At 61.1% G+C, this 18,288-nt stretch carries 19 protein-coding genes; 1 reads left to right on the top strand and 18 read right to left on the bottom strand.

Annotation, left to right across the window (positions count from 1 at the left end; all coding sequences use genetic code 11):
- Positions 1-30 precede the first annotated feature (30 nt).
- From rplC to PMX70_RS00030, 14 genes are all read right to left on the bottom strand, one after another.
- Positions 31-651, bottom strand: a complete 621-nt coding sequence (rplC, locus tag PMX70_RS00095; RefSeq protein ID WP_035137484.1) for a 50S ribosomal protein L3 — start codon at positions 649-651, stop codon at positions 31-33.
- A 449-nt stretch (positions 652-1,100) separates the two neighbouring features.
- A complete protein-coding gene (locus tag PMX70_RS00090) occupies positions 1,101-1,727 on the bottom strand; it encodes a histidine phosphatase family protein (RefSeq protein WP_271742451.1) in 627 nt (208 codons plus the stop codon).
- Between the two features lie 39 nt (positions 1,728-1,766).
- Positions 1,767-2,921, bottom strand: a complete 1,155-nt coding sequence (locus PMX70_RS00085; protein ID WP_271742450.1) for a cation diffusion facilitator family transporter — start codon at positions 2,919-2,921, stop codon at positions 1,767-1,769.
- A gap of 151 nt (positions 2,922-3,072) precedes the next feature.
- On the bottom strand, positions 3,073-4,287 hold the full coding sequence (locus PMX70_RS00080) for a PTS sugar transporter subunit IIC (protein WP_271742449.1): 1,215 nt from the start codon (positions 4,285-4,287) through the stop codon (positions 3,073-3,075).
- A 40-nt stretch (positions 4,288-4,327) separates the two neighbouring features.
- Positions 4,328-6,046: an acetyl-CoA carboxylase, carboxyltransferase subunit beta gene (gene accD / locus PMX70_RS00075; RefSeq protein ID WP_271742447.1), complete on the bottom strand. Its 1,719-nt coding sequence runs from the start codon at positions 6,044-6,046 to the stop codon at positions 4,328-4,330.
- Complete coding sequence (locus tag PMX70_RS00070) at positions 6,039-7,382, bottom strand: acetyl-CoA carboxylase biotin carboxylase subunit (RefSeq protein WP_271742446.1); 1,344 nt, start codon at positions 7,380-7,382, stop codon at positions 6,039-6,041. The genes accD and PMX70_RS00070 overlap by 8 nt, the downstream gene beginning before the upstream one ends.
- Positions 7,383-7,392: 10 nt before the next feature.
- Positions 7,393-7,815, bottom strand: coding sequence for a 3-hydroxyacyl-ACP dehydratase FabZ (gene fabZ / locus PMX70_RS00065; RefSeq protein WP_118449977.1), 423 nt, complete (start codon positions 7,813-7,815; stop codon positions 7,393-7,395).
- A gap of 9 nt (positions 7,816-7,824) precedes the next feature.
- Positions 7,825-8,301 carry an acetyl-CoA carboxylase biotin carboxyl carrier protein gene (gene accB / locus PMX70_RS00060; protein ID WP_117854504.1) on the bottom strand — a complete coding sequence of 159 codons (477 nt, stop codon included), beginning with the start codon at positions 8,299-8,301 and terminating at the stop codon, positions 7,825-7,827.
- Positions 8,302-8,304: 3 nt separating this feature from the next.
- Positions 8,305-9,552, bottom strand: a complete 1,248-nt coding sequence (gene fabF / locus PMX70_RS00055) for a beta-ketoacyl-ACP synthase II (protein WP_271742445.1) — start codon at positions 9,550-9,552, stop codon at positions 8,305-8,307.
- 39 nt (positions 9,553-9,591) lie between these two features.
- The gene (gene fabG / locus PMX70_RS00050) at positions 9,592-10,365 is read right to left on the bottom strand and encodes a 3-oxoacyl-[acyl-carrier-protein] reductase (RefSeq protein ID WP_271742444.1); all 774 of its coding nucleotides are present in this window, start codon (positions 10,363-10,365) and stop codon (positions 9,592-9,594) included.
- Between the two features lie 30 nt (positions 10,366-10,395).
- Complete coding sequence (locus tag PMX70_RS00045; RefSeq protein WP_271742443.1) at positions 10,396-11,322, bottom strand: ACP S-malonyltransferase; 927 nt, start codon at positions 11,320-11,322, stop codon at positions 10,396-10,398.
- Positions 11,310-12,254 carry an enoyl-[acyl-carrier-protein] reductase FabK gene (gene fabK / locus PMX70_RS00040; protein ID WP_271742442.1) on the bottom strand — a complete coding sequence of 315 codons (945 nt, stop codon included), beginning with the start codon at positions 12,252-12,254 and terminating at the stop codon, positions 11,310-11,312. Before fabK ends, PMX70_RS00045 begins: the two co-directional genes overlap by 13 nt.
- A 2-nt stretch (positions 12,255-12,256) precedes the next feature.
- On the bottom strand, positions 12,257-12,493 hold the full coding sequence (locus tag PMX70_RS00035; RefSeq protein WP_006235019.1) for an acyl carrier protein: 237 nt from the start codon (positions 12,491-12,493) through the stop codon (positions 12,257-12,259).
- A gap of 52 nt (positions 12,494-12,545) precedes the next feature.
- Positions 12,546-13,505 (bottom strand): 3-oxoacyl-ACP synthase III family protein, encoded by a 960-nt coding sequence (locus PMX70_RS00030; protein ID WP_271742441.1) that lies wholly within the window; start codon positions 13,503-13,505, stop codon positions 12,546-12,548.
- Between the two features lie 176 nt (positions 13,506-13,681).
- Between PMX70_RS00030 and PMX70_RS00025 the strand changes: the two genes are divergently transcribed.
- Complete coding sequence (locus tag PMX70_RS00025) at positions 13,682-14,458, top strand: biotin--[acetyl-CoA-carboxylase] ligase (protein ID WP_271742440.1); 777 nt, start codon at positions 13,682-13,684, stop codon at positions 14,456-14,458.
- 116 nt (positions 14,459-14,574) lie between these two features.
- Here the strand turns inward: PMX70_RS00025 and rpsJ are convergent, their stop codons facing one another.
- From rpsJ to rpsL, 4 genes are all read right to left on the bottom strand, one after another.
- Positions 14,575-14,883, bottom strand: coding sequence for a 30S ribosomal protein S10 (gene rpsJ, locus PMX70_RS00020; RefSeq protein ID WP_022094184.1), 309 nt, complete (start codon positions 14,881-14,883; stop codon positions 14,575-14,577).
- 60 nt (positions 14,884-14,943) lie between these two features.
- Positions 14,944-17,043 carry an elongation factor G gene (fusA, locus tag PMX70_RS00015; RefSeq protein WP_117854517.1) on the bottom strand — a complete coding sequence of 700 codons (2,100 nt, stop codon included), beginning with the start codon at positions 17,041-17,043 and terminating at the stop codon, positions 14,944-14,946.
- Positions 17,044-17,062: 19 nt separating this feature from the next.
- On the bottom strand, positions 17,063-17,536 hold the full coding sequence (gene rpsG, locus PMX70_RS00010; protein ID WP_006235013.1) for a 30S ribosomal protein S7: 474 nt from the start codon (positions 17,534-17,536) through the stop codon (positions 17,063-17,065).
- Positions 17,537-17,609: 73 nt separating this feature from the next.
- On the bottom strand, positions 17,610-17,987 hold the full coding sequence (rpsL, locus tag PMX70_RS00005) for a 30S ribosomal protein S12 (protein ID WP_006235012.1): 378 nt from the start codon (positions 17,985-17,987) through the stop codon (positions 17,610-17,612).
- Positions 17,988-18,288: the final 301 nt, after the last annotated feature.

The raw sequence follows: 18,288 nt of genomic DNA, 5'->3' as shown, positions 1-18,288 counted from the left end.
GTATGACGCTGGGCTAAATGGGCTGGGCCCTTAGGCCATACGGATGGCGACGAGACCATTCTTGGCACCCGGGACAGCGCCCTTGACCAAGATGAGGTTCTGCTCGGCATCGATGCGGACAACGGAAAGGTTCTTGACGGTAACGCGCTCGTTACCCATGTGACCGGCCATCTTGACGCCCTTGAGGACGCGCGCAGGATAGGCGCACTGACCGATAGAACCGGGGTGACGCTGGAAGTGAGAACCATGCGTCATAGGACCGCGGCGCTGACCCCAGCGCTTGATGCGACCCTGGAAGCCCTTACCCTTGGAGGTACCGATGACATCGACCTTCTCGACATCAGCGAAATCAGCGACGGTGACGACCTCGCCGACCTTGTGCTCCTCGCCGTTCTCGACGCGGACCTCACGAAGGAAGCGGACAGGCTCGACGCCAGCCTTGGCGAAGTGACCAGCCATGGGCTTGTTCACGTTCTTGGCCTTGATGTCGCCGAAACCGATCTGGACGGCGTCATAGCCGTCGGTTGCCTGAGTTTTAACCTGCGAGACAGCGCAGGGGCCAGCCTGGATGACCGTGACGGGAACGACGTTATCGTCCTCGTCCCAAACCTGGGTCATGCCAATCTTGCGGCCGAGAATCATGCTGATCAAGATATGATCCCAACTCTCGCGTGGTCTTGGGACAATGCGTACACCACCGAGCGTACGCCCCTAGAGGACCACCACTTACACGACGTGCTCCCCAGCCTTGTATTTCGCCCGGACTACCTGACAACCCTATTAAGCAGGCATTTTGTCCAGCCAGAATACTCCCCTGGTTTCACACAGCTGTTTAGTATACACGGCTGCGGGCGTATCCATCGAGATTCATATTTCACTCACATTGTTTACGCAGGTAAAGTGCGTGGATGGCTCCCGAGCACGGCGGAGGGCCGGAGAAATATATTAAGGTCCCTGCTCTACAGTCCTGCGCAAGACGGAGAGCACATTAAGTGCTCTCCTTTGCGTGCGGAACTCGCGATGACCTTAATATATTTCTCCGGCCCTCCGCCGTGCTCGGGAGACGACACGTTGATGTCTGCTTAACTCTGCTCGCTCAGCTAATTACTTTGTTGAGGATCGATGATTTGCTGCAAGATGAACTTGGATTGGGGCGCGTCGCCTTCTTCTCCCGACTTTGCCTCGTCAAAATCGAAGATCATGATGGCGCAGTTGGGGAGTTTTGTTGGGAGCTCGAAGCCCCCTGGGGCTGCAGCCTTGATGAATTGGCGGCTGGCGCTGCCGTGGCTTACTGCTAGAAGGGTTTCGATGCCCTCAGCGCCCATGAGATTGGTGAGGGTACCTACCATGCGTTCTTGCAGTGCGCGACTTCCTTCTCCTCCGAAGGGGACCAGGTCCTCACCCGGGTCCCAGACGTCGGTGGGCAGGGCGTCGTGGGGGCCTTCTTCGAAGGTGCCGTAGCTGCGCTCGATGATGCCTTCGCAGGGCTCGACTGCTGCATCCCGGCCGAGGAGTTCGGTTGCGACGAGACTTGCCGTGTCCATGGCTCGGCCTAAGGGCGAAGAGACCACTTTGTCGGGAACGACGTTGTGGGCTTTGAGCCACGCGGCTGCCATCCCGGCTTGCTGACGACCCAGGTCGGTCAGCGGTGAATCGCAGCGGCCCTGGACCAGCTTTTTGACGTTGAACTCCGTCTGACCGTGGCGGAGTAGATACAGCTTCTTCATGCTCTCCCCTTCTGCATAACCTGCTTTGCCGGCACAGCCTTACTCGTGGGTATGCCCTACGTAGTCTTCGTCGATCGCGATCTTGGCAATCGACCTGGGATATTCCGATTCGACCCGTTGTGCCAGTGCGTGCTTTAAGTCTTCGGCACTCATCTGTAGATCCGAGGGACGCACGCAGTCAAAGATCACGTTGGTGTGCGTGGGGCCCGGAACACAGCGTAGGTCGTGGATCGAGAGGCGGCTATCAATCTCTTGAGCCATAGCGTTGATGCGCAGACGCATGCTCGCCACCTTTGGATCGTCGGTCACGATGGGGTCGTAATGGAGCGTGACAATCATGCCGTCTTCGTTCCTAAATGCCTGTTCAATGTTGTCGAGCGTGTCGTGACTTTCCAGCGGGCTGGCCTCAGCCGCCATCTCGGCGTGGGCACTTGCGAACTTTCTGCCTGGGCCGTAGTCGTGAACCATCAAATCGTGAACGCCCAAAACGCCGGGGTAGCTCATGATTTTGTCTCGAATGTGCTTGACCAGCTTAGGATCGGGCGCCTGGCCCAAAAGCGGGCTCACCGTATCCTGGATGAGTTCAAAGCCGCTCCAGCCAATATAGGCGCCAACGGCAAGGCCGACCCATGCATCTAGATTGATATGCGTCACCTGCGAAACAATCGCGCACGCCAACACGGCGCCCGTGGCTAGAACATCGTTCTTGGAATCCTGCGCGGTCGCATGCAGCGTCTCGGACTCAATGCGATCGCCGAGTTTTTGGTTGAGGGCCGCCATCCAAAGCTTTACGACCATCGAAAGCGCAAGGACTGCCACCAGGGCAAGCGAGAACTCGACAGGTTCGGGGTGGATGACGCGCTCAACCGAGGACTTGATAAGCTCAAGGCCGATCAGCAGCACGAGCGCCGCCACGACCAGACCCGAGAGATACTCGTAGCGGCCATGGCCGTAAGGATGCTCGGGGTCGGCCGGCTTGCCCGCCAGCTTAAAGCCAAGCACGCTCACGATGTTCGAGCTGGCATCAGACAGGTTGTTCATAGCGTCCGCCACGATTGAAACCGATCCCGACAGCACGCCAATTGCACCCTTCGCAGCGCATAGTGCCACATTGGCGAGAATACACACCATGCCCGTCAACGTTCCCACGCGTGCACGGTCGCCCTGCGCACGACGAACAATCCACTCGACCATCTGCATCCGCCCCCACGGTACTACCTATATATCTATTGCTCAAACGGATTGTAGTGTAGCTACTTTGTCCCCCAGATACAAAAAGGCCGCAACCCACACGGGCCACGGCCTTGGAATGCGACATGCGGGACCGTCCCTTTGTCGCACAGGTTTATGCGTTTGCCTCGGCCACGCTCTTCGAGGTTTCGGGCAAATCGGCTCCGTCCCCCGTCACCTGCTCCTTCGCCGGCACCACGCCAAAGCAGTAGCTCAGCGCCGCAGACACCGCAAATGCCGTGCCACCGGCAGCGCAGCACCACAGCAGGTTCGAAATGCCGCCCGTGGCAAAGCCAATGACCATAAGGACATTCGTCATGCCGATGGTATAGGCCGTAACGTGGCCCACGGCCGCAACAAGGCCTCCGACGGCGCCGCCAATGGCCATGCATGTCAGACACCTGCCATATTTAAAGCCGCAGCCGTACAGCGCCGGCTCGCTTACGCCGCCAAGCACGCCCGAGATCGAATAGCCCAGCATGAGCGCCTTCTCGTCCTTATCCGCAACGCGGAGCGACGCGCCAAAGGGCATACCCCAAACGGCGAACGTTGCCATCGTCGCGGCGATCAGGATGCACGAATCCGTTCCCACACTCATAAACTGCGCATAGGCGAGCGATAGGACAACGTTGCTGACACCCGCGATCTTAAGAAACTCCCAGCCCGCGGCAAGCCCCATGAGCGTGAGCAGCGACACGATGCCACCGGAATTGCCAAGCATAAACATAAGCTGTCCCAGCAGCATGCCCAGATAGCTGCCTGCCGGCGCCGTAACACACAGCGACACCGGAACCATGACAAGCATGGTTGCAAACGGTACAAAAGAAAACGCCACAGCCTGAGGGATAGTGCGCTTAAAGAAACGCTCCACCTGCCATAGCACGGGCACCGAGATGAGAACCGGAATAACAGTCGTCGTGTAATCGTTGACCGGCGCGGGAAGTAGACCATACACGAAAGTCATCGATGCCCCCGTCGTCGATGCGGCATCAACGAGCTTAAGCAGATCGGGCACAATCAATACGCCGCCCAGCATCATGCCCAGCTGCTCCGAGCAACCGAGCTGGCGGGCAGCGGCCCAACCAAGATAGATGGGCAAAAAGTAATAGCCAGCGTTATACAGCCAGCTGTAAAACAGGCGATAGATTTCGGAATCGGCAGGCCATAGACCAAGCATGCCTTCGCCCATAATGACGGCAACGGTGCGGAACAGCGCCGCGCAGACAATAAACGGCAACGCCGACATCATGCTTTTGGACAGATAGTCCACCACGGCCATGGCGTTTGATGAAACCGTCGTTGTAAACGAGGTGTTAGAAACTTGTGACATGGAACGCCTTTCCCAATGTGACATGCGGACTGTCCCTTTGTCACATCGTGCGGTACTGACCGATTGCGCGGTACTTTTCGTAGCGGAGGTTTGTGAGGGTCGCGTCGTCGAGCTGCCCAAGCGTATCGAAGGCATCAAATGCCGAGGACATGACGACACCGGCGATCTCCTCATGCGACAGGCCCCTATCGTCAACAATGCCGTCGATGATGCCGAGCGCCAACAGATCGGGGGCCGTGAGCTTAAGCGCCTCAGCGGCCTCATTCGCGCGCTCGGTATCCTTCCACAGGATCGACGCACAGGCCTCGGGGCTCACGACCGAATAGGCCGAGCTTGAGAGCATCAGGATGCGGTCGGCCACGGACAGCGCCAGCGCGCCACCAGAGCCGCCCTCGCCTGTCACCACCGAGACAATCGGCGTCTTAAGGCCGCTCATCTCCATGAGATTCTGGGCAATCGCCTCGCCCTGGCCGCGCTCCTCGGCACCGATGCCGCAAAACGCGCCCGAAGTATCAACCAGGCACAGAACCGGCCGACCAAACTTTTCGGCCTGGCGCATCAGACGACGCGCTTTGCGGTAACCCTCGGGATGCGCCATGCCAAAGTTGCGGCGCATACGCTCTTTGGTCGTGGTGCCGCGCTCGATGGCGATGACCGTTACGGGGCGTCCGTCTTTCCAGCCAATGCCAGCCACCACAGCGGCGTCGTCGCCAAAGTAACGGTCGCCGTGCAGCTCTACGAATCCGTCGAGGCCCAACGAGATCATCTCGCCTGCCGTGGCGCGGTTCGCCGAGCGAGTCTGTTTGACGATTTCGAGCGCGCTTTTTGGTGCGGCCGAGCGCTTAAACAAGTGTCCCAGCTTTTTGCCGCGACGACCCATATGCACGATCTCATGCGGAGCCCCTAGGCCGGGCGCGCGCCCTTCGTGCAGCGCCAGCAGCTCGCCTACCGTGAGCGCAATCTCGCCACGCAGAACAACGGCATCGCAAAAGCCGTGCTCCAGCAAAAACTCGGAGCGCTGAAATCCCTTGGGCAGGCGCTTGTGCATGTTCTGCTCGATCACGCGCGGGCCGGCAAATGCCGTCAGGGCATCGGGCTCGGCCAGGATAATGTCGCCCTCCATGGCAAAGCTCGCGGTTACGCCGCCGGTCGTGGGGTCGGTGAGCACCGTGATATACAGGCCGCCCGCCTCGCTGTGGCGCCTAACCGCCGCAGAAATCTTGGCCATCTGCATAAGCGATGTCACGCCCTCTTGCATGCGCGCACCGCCCGAAACGGTAAAGCCGACAACTGGCAATCCCAGCTCGGTCGCATGCTCAAATGTGCGACAGATCTTCTCGCCCACCACGGAGCCCATCGAGCCCATCATAAAGTTGGCATCCATAAAGAAGAGCGCGGTATCGCAACCGCAGATTTTGCCCCTGCCGCACACAACGGCATCGCGCTCGCCCGAACGCTCGCTCACGCTCTTGAGTTTGTCGGCATAACCGGGAAACGAGAGGAAGTCCTCCGACGCCAGATTAGCATCCCATTCCTCAAACGTGCCCTCGTCGACCGTCATGCGCATACGGTCGCGCCCACTCACGCGAAAGTGCTTGCCGCAACGGGGGCACACCTCGAGGTTGTCGTGCAGGCGTGCCTCATCGATCACACGGCGGCACTCCGGGCACTTGATAAACACGTGGCGCGCGGGAAACTCGGCGCATGACTCGGTCATCGGCCCCTCAAGGACGTTGACCGTCTTCGCTTTCCTATTCATCAGCATAGAGATGCCCCATCAGATCGGTGTGATACATGCCCGACAAGAACTCGTCGTTTGCCAGCACGTCGAGCTGAAGCTCGCTGTTTTCGCTCACGCCCCCAATCACGAGCTCGCCCAGGGCCGAGCGCATCTTGCGAATGGCGCCGTCACGCGTGGGCGCACACACGATGAGCTTGCCGAGCATGGAGTCGTAGTACGGCGGAACTTTCGCACCGGTAAACATGGCGGAATCCCAGCGCACGCGCGGGCCACCCGGCACACGCAACGCGGTGACCGTTCCGCACGACGACAGAAAGTCCGGCGTTTCGGCATTGATGCGGCACTCCATGGCGTGGTTGCGCACCGGCATGTCCTCCTGCTCAAAGGGCAGAGGCTGGCCGGCTGCCACGCGCAGCTGCCACTTGACCAAGTCGGTATCGGTTACAAACTCTGTAACCGGATGCTCCACCTGCAAGCGCGTGTTCATTTCCATAAAGTAGAAATTGCCGTCGTCCGAGTACAGAAACTCGATGGTGCCAGCGCCCTCATAACCGACGGCACGAGCCAAGTCGCGCGCGGCCTTGTGCATGCGCGCGCGAATATCGTCGCGTCCGTCGAGGCACGGCGCGGGGCTCTCCTCGATCAGCTTTTGGTTGCGGCGCTGCACCGAGCACTCGCGCTCGCCGAGTGAAAACACATGGCCCTGCTTATCGGCCATAATCTGTACCTCAACGTGATGCGCCGGCGCGACGAACTTCTCCATGTAGCACTCGCCGTCGCCAAAAACGGCCTCGCCCTCGGCACGCGCCTCGATGAACGCCTTTGCCGCGTCTTCCACGCGCTCGACCTTGCGAATACCGCGACCGCCACCGCCGGCACGCGCCTTGATGAGCACGGGACAGCCGATGCGCTCGGCCTCGGCCGTCGCCTCCTCGGGGCTTTTGAGCAAATCGCAGCCCGGCACGATGGGCACGCCCGCGGCAGCAGCCGTTCGGCGTGCGGCGTCCTTGTCGCCCATGCTGTCGATCACCTCGGCCGAAGGACCGACAAACGCCAGACCGTATTTGTCGCAGTCGCGCACGAAGCTCGCCTTCTCTGAGAAAAAGCCATAGCCGGGATGAATTGCCTTAGCTCCCGACTTTACGGCACAGGTGAGCACGGCATCGTCGTTGAGGTAGCTCTCGGCAAGACGCGGGCCGCCGATGCAATACGCCTCGTCGGCAAGCTGCACGTGTAGCGCGTCCGCATCGGCCGTGGAATAAACGGCGACGGTCTTGATGCCCATATCGCGGCACGCGCGGATAACACGGACCGCGACTTCGCCGCGGTTGGCGATGAGCACTTTGTCGAACATGAAGCCTTCCTTAACTTTCGTGCATGAGTGCAAAAGACATATCGGCGCGGCAGCAAACCTCACCGTTGACGCTCGCGGTACCCGTCGCAAAGCGGAACGGCCCGTGCGCACGCGTGATGGAGCACACCAGATCCACCGTGTCGCCCGGGCGCACCGGACGCTTAAAGCGCACCTTGTCCAGACTCGTGTAGAACGGCGTCGCGCCGCGCGCCTCCTCATCGCCCATCAGCAGCACGCAGCAGTTCTGGGCGAGCATCTCGCACTGAATCACGCCGGGGACGACCGGGTTTCCCGGAAAATGTCCCTGCAAAAAGTACTCGTCACCCGTAATCGTGATCTTGCCGTGGGCCTCGTCGCCCACCAGCTCGGCTTCGTCGAGCAAAAGCATCGGCTCGCGATGCGGCAACAGCTTCTTGAGCTCTTCTTTGTTCATGGATATCACCTATCCGATCCTCATGAGGCAGCTGCCAAACTCCACGAGGTCGCCATCGGCCACGCAGATCTCGAGCACCTCGCCGTCTGCCTCGGCCGTCACCTCGTTGAGAACCTTCATGGCCTCGATGATGCAAAGGGTCTCGCCGGCCTTGACCTTGGAGCCCACGCGCACAAACGGCTCGTCGCCCGGCGCAGGGGCAGCATAGAAGACGCCCACCATGGGAGCAGTCACCTCGGTGCCCTTGGGCTCCGGCGCGGCGGCAGGCCCCTGCGCGGCGGGCTCCGGCGCGGCGGCAGGCATGGCGACAGGAGCCACCGCCGGAGCGGCCACGGCACCCGGCATAGGCATGGGCACGGCAACCGGCTGCGCGGCACTCGCGCGCTCGAGTTCGACCGCGGTGCCATCGGGCTCCTCAACACGTACGCGCGTGAGGCCGCGGTCCTCCATAACATCGGCTATCTCGGCAAGTCTTTTGGAATCCATGCTCTAGCTCCTCGTATATCTACGCAGCGCGATGGCGGCGTTGTGCCCGCCAAAGCCCAGGTTGGTCGAAAGCGCCCAGGTAAGGTCGGCGCGAACCGCTCGATTAGGCGTGTAGTCAAGATCGCAGGCGGGATCGGGCGTGTGGTAGTTAATGGTCGGGGGCACCACGCCCTGCTCGAGCGCCATGGCACAGGCCATGACCTCGATGGCACCCGTAGCACCGATCATGTGGCCGGTCATCGACTTGGTCGACGAGACGTGCGCCGCGCGCGCCGCGTCCTCGCCGAGCGCACGCTTAATGCCCGCCGTCTCGGACGAATCGTTGAGTTTAGTCGAGGTGCCGTGAGCGTTGATGTAGAGGCCCTCGGAAGGCTTAACGTCGCCCTCGGCCACCGCCAGCGATATCGCACGGGCAATGCCGGCAGCCTCGGGATCGGGGCTCGTGATGTGATAGGCATCATCGGTGTTGCCGTAGCCCACGACCTCAGCATAAATGTGCACACCGCGCGCCTGCGCATGTTCCATGCTCTCGAGCACGAGCACGCAGGCGCCCTCGCCCATCACAAAGCCGTCGCGATTCGCATCGAACGGACGACAAGCCGTCGCAGGATCGGGATTGGTAGTGAGTGCACGGCAGGACGTAAAGCCCGCAACGGCATCGGGGATGATGGCCGCCTCGGCACCGCCGGCGAGAATCGCATCGGCATAGCCATGCTTGATGGCGCGGAACGCTTCGCCCACGGCATGAGCCGAGGTCGCGCACGCGGTCACCACGGGCAGGGTCGGGCCTTTTGCCTTGTGGCGGATCGCGATATCGCCCGAAGCCATATTGGGAATCATCATCGCAATCATGTAAGGCGATGCGCGGCGGGGCCCACGGTCGGCAATCGTATGGACGTTGTCGACAAGCGTCTGCATGCCGCCCACGCCTGAACCCACGTAGACGCCCAGGCGCTCGCGATCGATGGCGCCTTCGACATCAAAGCCCGCATCGTGCATGGCCTCGTCCGACGCCGCCAGTGCAAACTGAACGCAGGGGTCTAAGTGCTTGGCATCGTGCTTGCCAAAGTAGTCGTTGCCGTCAAAGCCCTTGACCTCGGCCGCCACCTTGACGGCAAACGCATCCGTATCGAAGTGCGTAATCGGGCCGATGCCACAGGTCCCGGCACACATGGCCGCCCAGGTGGCAAGCGCGGTGTTGCCAAGCGGCGACACGGCACCGATGCCGGTGATTGCAACTCTCTGTTCCATCATGCTCTCCTCATTCAAGCCGTTCTTCGGCCCTGGTTTCTACATCGCCATTCCGCCGTCGACGCGCACGACCTCACCCGTAATGTAGGCAGCCGCATCACTCGCCAAAAAGCGCACCACGCCGGCCACTTCCTCGGGGCGTGCCATGCGCTTAAGGGGAATCTGTTCCTCGGTTGCCGCACGCACCTTCTCCGAGAGCTTTGCCGTCATATCTGTTTCGACAAACCCGGGGGCGACCGCGTTCACTCGTACGCCGCGGGGCGCAAGCTCGCGCGCCACCGCCTTGGTAAGCCCTATCACGCCCGCCTTGGAGGCAGCATAGTTGGCCTGCCCGGCATTGCCCATCAGGCCCACAACCGAGCTCATGTTGATGACGCAACCGCCGCGCTGGCGCATAAAGGTCTTGGTGAGCGCGCGCGTCGTATTGAACGTGCCCTTGAGATTGACATCGAGCACGCGGTCGAAGGCATCGTCGCCCATACGCATGAGCAGGCCGTCGCGCGTGATGCCGGCGTTGTTGACGAGCGCCCAAATGGAGCCAAAGTCGTTGAGGACCGTCTCCACGCACGTGTTGACGGCGGCGGAATCGGCCACGTCACATTGATATGCGCGCGCCGTGGCGCCAGCCGCCTCGCAGGCCTCGCACGCCTCGCGCGCCGCATCGACGCTGCCGGCATAAACGACGGCGATATCGTAGCCATCCTCCGCCAGGCCCACGGCACAAGCGCGACCGATGCCGCGTGAGCCGCCCGTGACCATCGCCACGCGGCGCGATCCGTCGCGCTCGAGCGCGCCGTTGTTCAAGTTGCCCATGTCATTCCTTTCGGGTTACAGCCCTGTGAACTATGCGAGCTCGTCGGCAATAGCTGCGACCTGCTCGGCCGTTTCGCACGAATACACGCGAACGTCGCTCAGCGTACGCTTGACCAGGCCCGACAGCGTTTTGCCGGGGCCGACCTCAATAAACGTGTCGATGCCTTGATCCTGCAGAGCATGCAGCGCGTCGACCCAGCGCACGGCATGACTCACCTGGTTGGCCAGCACCTCCGATGCCGCCTGCGGGTCGGCCGGATAGGGCGCCGCCGTCATATTTGCCATGACCGGAATCAGCAAAGGGGACGGGGCGTGCCCGGCTTGGATATACGTCGCCAGCCCCTCAGTCGCCTCGGCCATATAGGGGCTATGGAATGCACCCGACACCGCGACCTTCATGGCGCGACCGCCAGCCTCTTTTACCAGGGCGTCGAGGTTCTGCAACGCATCGGGCGCTCCGGCCACAACCGTCTGCTGGGGACTGTTGTAGTTGACCGGCCAGCAGTTCTCGCCGGCCTGTTTTGCCAGGCCCTCGACTTGCGCTGCATCGAGCTTGATGACGGCGCGCATGCCGCCGGGGTGACGCTCAGCCGCCGTGGCCATCAATGCCGCGCGCTCACACACGAGCTCAAAACCCGCTCGTGTATCGAATGCCCCCGCAAAGGTGAGTGCAGCGACCTCGCCCAGCGAGAATCCCGCACAGGCGGCAGGCACCACGCCGCGCTCGCGCAGGGCGACGGCAACAGCCAAGTCGTGCACGAACACGCAAGGCTGCGTGTTCTCGGTCTGTGAGAGCTCCTCTTTCGAGGCGCTCCGGCACTGTTCGCTCGTCCCCGGACGCACCTCGTCGGCAATGGCGAACACTTCGGCAGCCGCCGGCGATGCTTCGATAAGATCGACGCCCATCGCGGGATGCTGGGCACCCTGACCGGCAAACAGAAACGCTACGCTACCCATGCGAACGCACCCTTCAGGACATGCTCGGCGCCATCGACCAGATCGTCGACGATTTCGCGTGCGCTCTGACGTTCGTTGACCATTCCGGCAATCTGTCCGCACAAATACGAACCCTCTTCGTAATTACCGTCCTTTGCGGCTTTACGAAGCGCGCCCGTGCCCATGGCCCCGAGCTCCTCGGGGCTTGCGCCAGCCGCCTCGTTCTTGGCATACGCGTTGGTGAAGGGGCTCTTGAGAGCGCGAACCGGATGTCCCGTCGAGCGACCGGTCGCACGCGTCGAGGTGTCGTTGGCCTTCAGGACCATCTCCTTGTACTGCTCCGATACGGTGCACTCATCTGCGATCAGAAAGCGCGTACCCACCTGCACGCCGGCGGCGCCCAGCATAAAGGCGGCCGCCACGCCGCGGCCATCAGCGATACCGCCAGCCGCAACCACGGGAATATCGACCGCATCGACAACCTGCGGCACCAGTGCCATCGTCGAGGTCTCGCCAATATGGCCGCCTGATTCGGTACCCTCGGCAACCACGGCAGTGGCTCCACGACGCGCCACGAGGCGCGCCAGCGCCACCGAGGCAACGACCGGGATGACCTTGATGCCCGCCTCGTTCCACGCCTTCATGTACTTGGTGGGATTGCCGGCACCCGTCACGACGACCGGCACCCGCTCGTCAATCACGACCCGCGCGACCTCGTCGGCAAACGGGCTCATGAGCATGACGTTGACGCCAAAGGGCTTATCCGTCCTGGCGCGCAGCTCATGAATCTGGTCGCGCAGCCAGTTGGCGTCGGCGTTCATGGCCGCGATAATCCCTAAGCCGCCCGCCTCGGACACTGCGGACGCCAGCGAGGCGTCGGCGATCCAGGCCATACCGCCCTGGAACACGGGCTTTTCGATGCCGAGCAGATCGCAGAGAGGAGTCTTGAGCATCTCTACTTCTCCAATGCCGCCTCGACCGTATCGGCGAACTCGCCGACCGTCTTGGGGTTCTCCTCGGTATCGAGCTGGATGCCAAACTCGTCCTCAACGGCGACGAGGATCTCGACGGTGCCCAGACTGTCGAGACCAATCTCCTCGAGCGTGGACTCGGGCTTCATCTCGACGTCGTCAAGACCGGCGGTCTCGCGGATAACATCGCAAACGCGCTCGAAGGTCTTCTGATCTGCCATGGTAGTTCTCCTTTGTTTGTGCCCTAGGGGCGTTTTTATTTCCTATGTGCGACTACTTCCAACGAAGTAGATAGCCACCTATATCCAGACCGGCGCCAAATCCAACGAGGGCGATGGTATCGCCCGCATTCAGTGCGTCGGTGCGTGCCAGCCGGTCAAGCGCAAAGGGAATGCAGGCGCTCGAAATGTTGCCGGTCTCGCGCAGCGTTCGAACCACGCGCTCGCCTGGCACGCCGAGGCGCTTGACCGCCTGACTCAGGATTCGTTCGTTAGCCTGATGGAATACAAAATGGTCGATGCCCTCGACCGAAATGCCCGCATCGCTCGCAAGCTTATGGACCGTGTCGCAGATGGCGTTGACGCCGAACTTGAACACGCGGCGGCCATTCATGGACAGCACGCTCTCGCTATCTGCGGAGGCCTTAAACGGCGAGGTGCCGACCAGACCGGGAACGCACAACGTCTCGACGTCGGGCGCCGTCGAAAGCTCAACGGCAAGGGGGCTGTCTCCCCCAGCCTCAATCACCGCGGCGCCTGCCCCATCGCCAAAGAGCACACAGGTGGCGCGGTCGGTCCAGTCGAGCGCGCGCGTCATCTGCTCGGCGGCAACGACAAGCACATGCTTGGCTCGTCCTCGGGCGATATAGCCCTCGGCAACATCGAGCGCAAATACGAAGCCGGCGCAGGCAGCCGAGACATCGAAGGCAGGGCACGTCGCGCCCAGTCGCTCAGCAACGGCACACGCCTCGGCGGGAACAAGGTGGTCACCCGTCGTCGTCGAGCAGACGATCAAATCCAGCTGGCTCGCGTCGATTCCGGACACCTGGAGTGCCCGCTCGCTCGCTGCCACGGCAAGGTCGTCGAGCGACTCGTTGGTGCACACATGACGGCTCTTGATGCCTGTGCGGGTAAAAATCCACTCATCCGAGGTATCGAGGAACTCGGACAGCTCGTCATTGGAAACACTGCGCTTGGGAAGCGCCGAGCCTGTTCCAAGAATCGTGAAACCCATCACTAACCTCCTTTGAGTTGTTGACGTGTTTACATCGACCAAGAGAGGATAGCGCATTCTTCGCCTTGTTGACGTGTTAACATTAAATTGTCCAAATGCGACAAAGGCTTCACATTGTGTCTATCTATCGACACCATTGCGCCATTCACTTATTCATTAGGGAGGTAGCAGCCGCTATGGATGCCCAATTAACGATAGTCGACGTAACCGGATCGACCAACGATGACCTGCTCGAAGCAGGAAAACAGGGAGCGCCGCACGGCACAGGACTTGCCGCCCGGACTCAGACAGCAGGACGCGGCCGACGCGGCCACAAGTGGGATTCAACCGCCGGCAATCTGTTACTCTCGATTGTCCTACGTCCTCGTGTTGATCCCGCCAAGTACTCTGGCCTTGCCGCCGTCAGCGGCCTAGCGGTGCTCGAGGCGCTCGAAAAGCAGGGTCTTGCAAACGAGATTGGCCTCAAATGGCCCAACGACCTGGTCGCGCGAGGACGCAAGCTCGGCGGCATTCTGGTCGAAGCCGCACGCGATAACGAAGGCAACCCCTTTGCGGTCTGTGGCATCGGCGTCAACGTGAACTATGTGCCCACGGAGGTGCCCGATGGCGGCCTGCCGGCAATCGGTCTCTCGGACCTTAACGAGAACGTTCCTGCTGTCGACATGCTCCTCGATGAGGTCTATCACGCAGTTATAGACGCTGTAGATGCCTGGGCAGAACGCCTCAACGCCATGGAAGAAAACACCGGATCGCTCGCGCCCGTCCACGGCGAATATGTCGCTCACCTCAATTGGATTGGAAAGCACGTTATCGCCCGCTCCCCTGCCGGTGACGAGCAGGCGCGAGGCATCTTTAAAACCGTCGATACCTTTGGACGCGCGTGCATCGAAACAGAAGACGGCTTGCGATCCTTCCATTTTGAGGAGGCGTCGCTGCGCCCCTTGGGCGAATAGGGCGCCGCAGCCACCTACTCAGCAGCATTACCAGGCGGTCAAAACCCATCATGCAAAACAAAAGAGCCCCGCTACCGTAATGGCAGCGGGGCTCTGTAAGCTATGAGCGATATCGCTTAGAGCTTGATGTCGATGTCGACGCCAGCGGGGAGGTCGAGACGCATAAGCGAATCAACGGTGCCCGAGGTGGGGTCGAGGATGTCGATGAGGCGCTTGTGGGTGCGCATCTCGAACTGCTCACGGGAGTCCTTGTTCACGTGCGGCGAGCGGATAACCGTGTACAGGTTGCGCTCGGTGGGCAGGGGGACAGGACCGGAAACGCGGGCGCCGGTCTTCTGAGCGGTCTCGACGATGAGCTTCGCGGACTGATCGACGACCTCGTGATCATAGCCCTTGAGGCGAATGCGGATCTTCTGGGTAGCCAACTTAAACCTCCAAAGAGTGCGAGAGATGTTCTCGCGGATTACGTAACAGGGAGCTCGAACTTAGGCGTTCTTGCTCATGACCTCGTCCACGATGGACTTGGGCGCGGGCTCATAAGAGTCGAACTGCATCGTGTAGGATGCACGGCCCTGGGTCTGGGAGCGAAGGTCGGTAGCGTAACCGAACATCTCGCCCAGCGGCACCTTGGCACGGATGAGCTTGCTGTTCTTGCGATCCTCCATGCCCTCGATCTTGCCGCGGCGACCGGAGAGGTTGCCCATAACGTCGCCCATGTACTGCTCGGGGGTCTCGACCTCGACAGCCATGATCGGCTCGAGCAGCTGCGGGTCGGACTTCTTGAGGGCGTCCTTGATAGCCATGGAACCGGCGATCTTGAAGGCGGCCTCGGAGGAGTCGACCTCGTGGTAAGAACCGTCGAACAGGGTGACCTTAACGTCGAGGACCGGGAAGCCGGCGATAACACCGGTGTTCAGGGCCTCCTGGATGCCCTTGTCGATGGACGGGATGTACTCCTTGGGCACGACGCCGCCGACGATAGCGTTGACGAACTCGTAGCCGAAGCCCTCCTCCATCTTCTCGAGCTTGATGACGGCGTGGCCGTACTGACCGCGACCACCGGACTGACGGACGAACTTGCCCTCAGCCTTCTCGACGTCGTGACCAGCGGTCTCGCGGTAGGCAACCTGGGGCTTACCGACGTTAGCGTCAACCTTGAACTCACGGAGCAGACGGTCGACGATGATCTCGAGGTGCAGCTCGCCCATGCCGGCGATGATGGTCTGGCCGGTCTCGTGGTTGGTGGACACCTGGAAGGTCGGGTCCTCCTCGGCGAGCTTGGTCAGAGCCAGGGACATCTTGTCCTGCTCGGCCTTGGTCTTGGGCTCGATGGCAACGTCGATAACGGGCTTGGCGAACTCGATCTTCTCGAGGACGATCTCCTTGCCCTCGGCGCACAGGGTGTCGCCGGTGGTGGAGTTCTTGAAGCCGACGCAAGCAACGATGTCGCCGGCAGCAGCGTCGTCACGGTCGATACGCTCGGCGGCGTTCATCTCGAGGATGCGGCCGAGGCGCTCGCGCTGACCGTTGGAAGCGTTGACAACGTAGGAGCCGGACTCGGCGCGGCCGGAGTAAACGCGGACGTAGGTGAGCTTACCGACGAACGGGTCGGTCATGATCTTGAAGACCAGGCCGGAGAAGGGCTCGTCGAAGGAAGGATGACGCTCGATCTCCTCGCCGGTGTCCGGATCGGTACCGGTGACGGCCTCGACGTCGAGCGGGCTGGGCAGGTAGTCGACGACAGCGTCGAGCAGCTCCTGGACGCCCTTGTTCTTGTAGGCGGAGCCCACGAAGACGAGGTTGAGCTCGTTGGCCAGAACGCCCTTGCGCAGAGCAGCCTTGAGCTCCTCGACGGTGAAGTCCTCCTCCATGAGGATCTTCTCCATGAGCTCGTCGTCAAAGCTGGCAGCAGCGTCGAGGAGCTCCTCGCGCTTGGTGGCAGCGATGTCGGCGAACTCAGCCGGGATCTCGTCCATCGGCTCGGGGTAGGTCATGCCCTTGTCGTCGGCCTTGAAGTCCCATGCGGTCATGGTGACGAGGTCGATGACGCCCCAGAAGTTGTCCTCGGCGCCCATCGGGACCTGAGCGGCCACGGCGTTAGCGTCGAGACGGTCCTTCATGGTCTCGATAGCGTTGAAGAAGTCAGCGCCCACGCGGTCATACTTGTTGATGAAGGCGATACGGGGGACGTTGAAGGTAGAAGCCTGACGCCAAACGGTCTCAGACTGGGGCTGAACGCCGGCAACGGCGTCGAAGACGGCGACAGCGCCATCGAGGACGCGCAGGCAGCGCTCGACCTCGGCGGTAAAGTCAACGTGGCCCGGGGTGTCGATGATCTGGATGCGGTAGTCCTTACCGTCCTTGTTCCAGAAGCACGTGGTAGCAGCGGAGGTAATGGTTACGCCGCGCTCCTGCTCCTGAACCATCCAGTCCATGGTGGCAGCGCCCTCATGGACCTCACCGATCTTGTGGGTCTTACCGGTGTAGTAAAGAATACGCTCGGTCGTGGTGGTCTTACCGGCATCGATGTGAGCCATGATGCCGATGTTACGGGTATCGGAAAGCTTGTACTTAGGCTTAGCCATGTTAGTTCCTTACCTTAACTTACCAACGATAGTGAGAGAACGCGCGGTTGGCCTCGGCCATCTTGAAGACGTCCTCACGCTTCTTGACGGAAGCGCCCAGGCCGTTGGAAGCGTCGAGGATCTCGTTGGCGAGACGCTCGGCCATGGTCTTCTCCTTGCGAGCGCGGGAGAAGTTGACGATCCAGCGAATGCCCAGAGCGGTGGAACGACGGGAGTTGACCTCCATCGGGACCTGATAGGTAGCGCCACCGACACGCTTGGGCTTAACCTCGAGCGTGGGCTTGACGTTGTCCATAGCCTTCTTGAAGGTAGCGAGAGCGTCGCCACCCTCGGACTTCTCGGCAACGATCTCGAAAGCGGTGTAAACGATGCGCTCAGCGGTGGCCTTCTTGCCGTCAAGAAGGACCTTGTTGATGAGCTGAGTCACCAGGCGGTTGTTGTAAACGGCGTCAGGCTGAACCTCACGACGATTAGCTGCTGCACGACGCGGCATGTGAAATCTCCTTAAGTGTCTACCGTGCGGCGCTTAGGCGGCACACGGCGAAAGTATCAAAACGTTATCTGGCTTATTTAGCCTTGGGGCGCTTAGCACCGTACTTGGAACGGGCCTGCATACGGTTCTGGACCGGAGCAGCGTCGTAGGCGCCACGGATGACGTGATAACGGACACCAGGGAGGTCACGGACACGACCGCCGCGGACGAGCACGATGGAGTGCTCCTGCAGGTTGTGGCCCTCACCCGGGATGTAAGCAGTAACTTCGATGCCGTTGACGAGGCGAACACGGGCAACCTTACGAAGAGCCGAGTTCGGCTTCTTGGGACTCGTGGTGAAGACGCGGGTGCACACGCCGCGCTTCTGGGAGTTGTGCTGCAGAGCAGCGTTCTTGGACTTCTTGGGCACGGAACGACGGCCCTGGCGAACCAGCTGGTTAATAGTAGGCAAAGCGTACTCCTTCTCGAATGATTCCAGCTTTCTGTAAAGTGCAACGGCTTGAATCGAGGGGTCAGCATCCCCCTACGAAACACGCAGTTCGATAGGATACGTGGCGTTAGCTGTGCCGTCAACAGACCACGCCGCCGGGCGTATCCCAAAATGAGCATATTTCCGCAAAGCCTACACAAAAGGAATCCCCTTCGGTGCGCGGGGGCGGATTCCCGGTCCGGGCGGCCCGCTGTTTAAGTTTGCTGCTCTACAGTCCTGCGCAAGACGGAAAGCACATTAAGTGCTTTCCTTTGCGTGCGGA

It is taken from the genome of Collinsella aerofaciens (assembly GCF_028206795.1).
Lineage (GTDB): Bacteria > Actinomycetota > Coriobacteriia > Coriobacteriales > Coriobacteriaceae > Collinsella > Collinsella aerofaciens_AX.
This window is presented reverse-complemented; position numbering and strand designations above follow the sequence as displayed.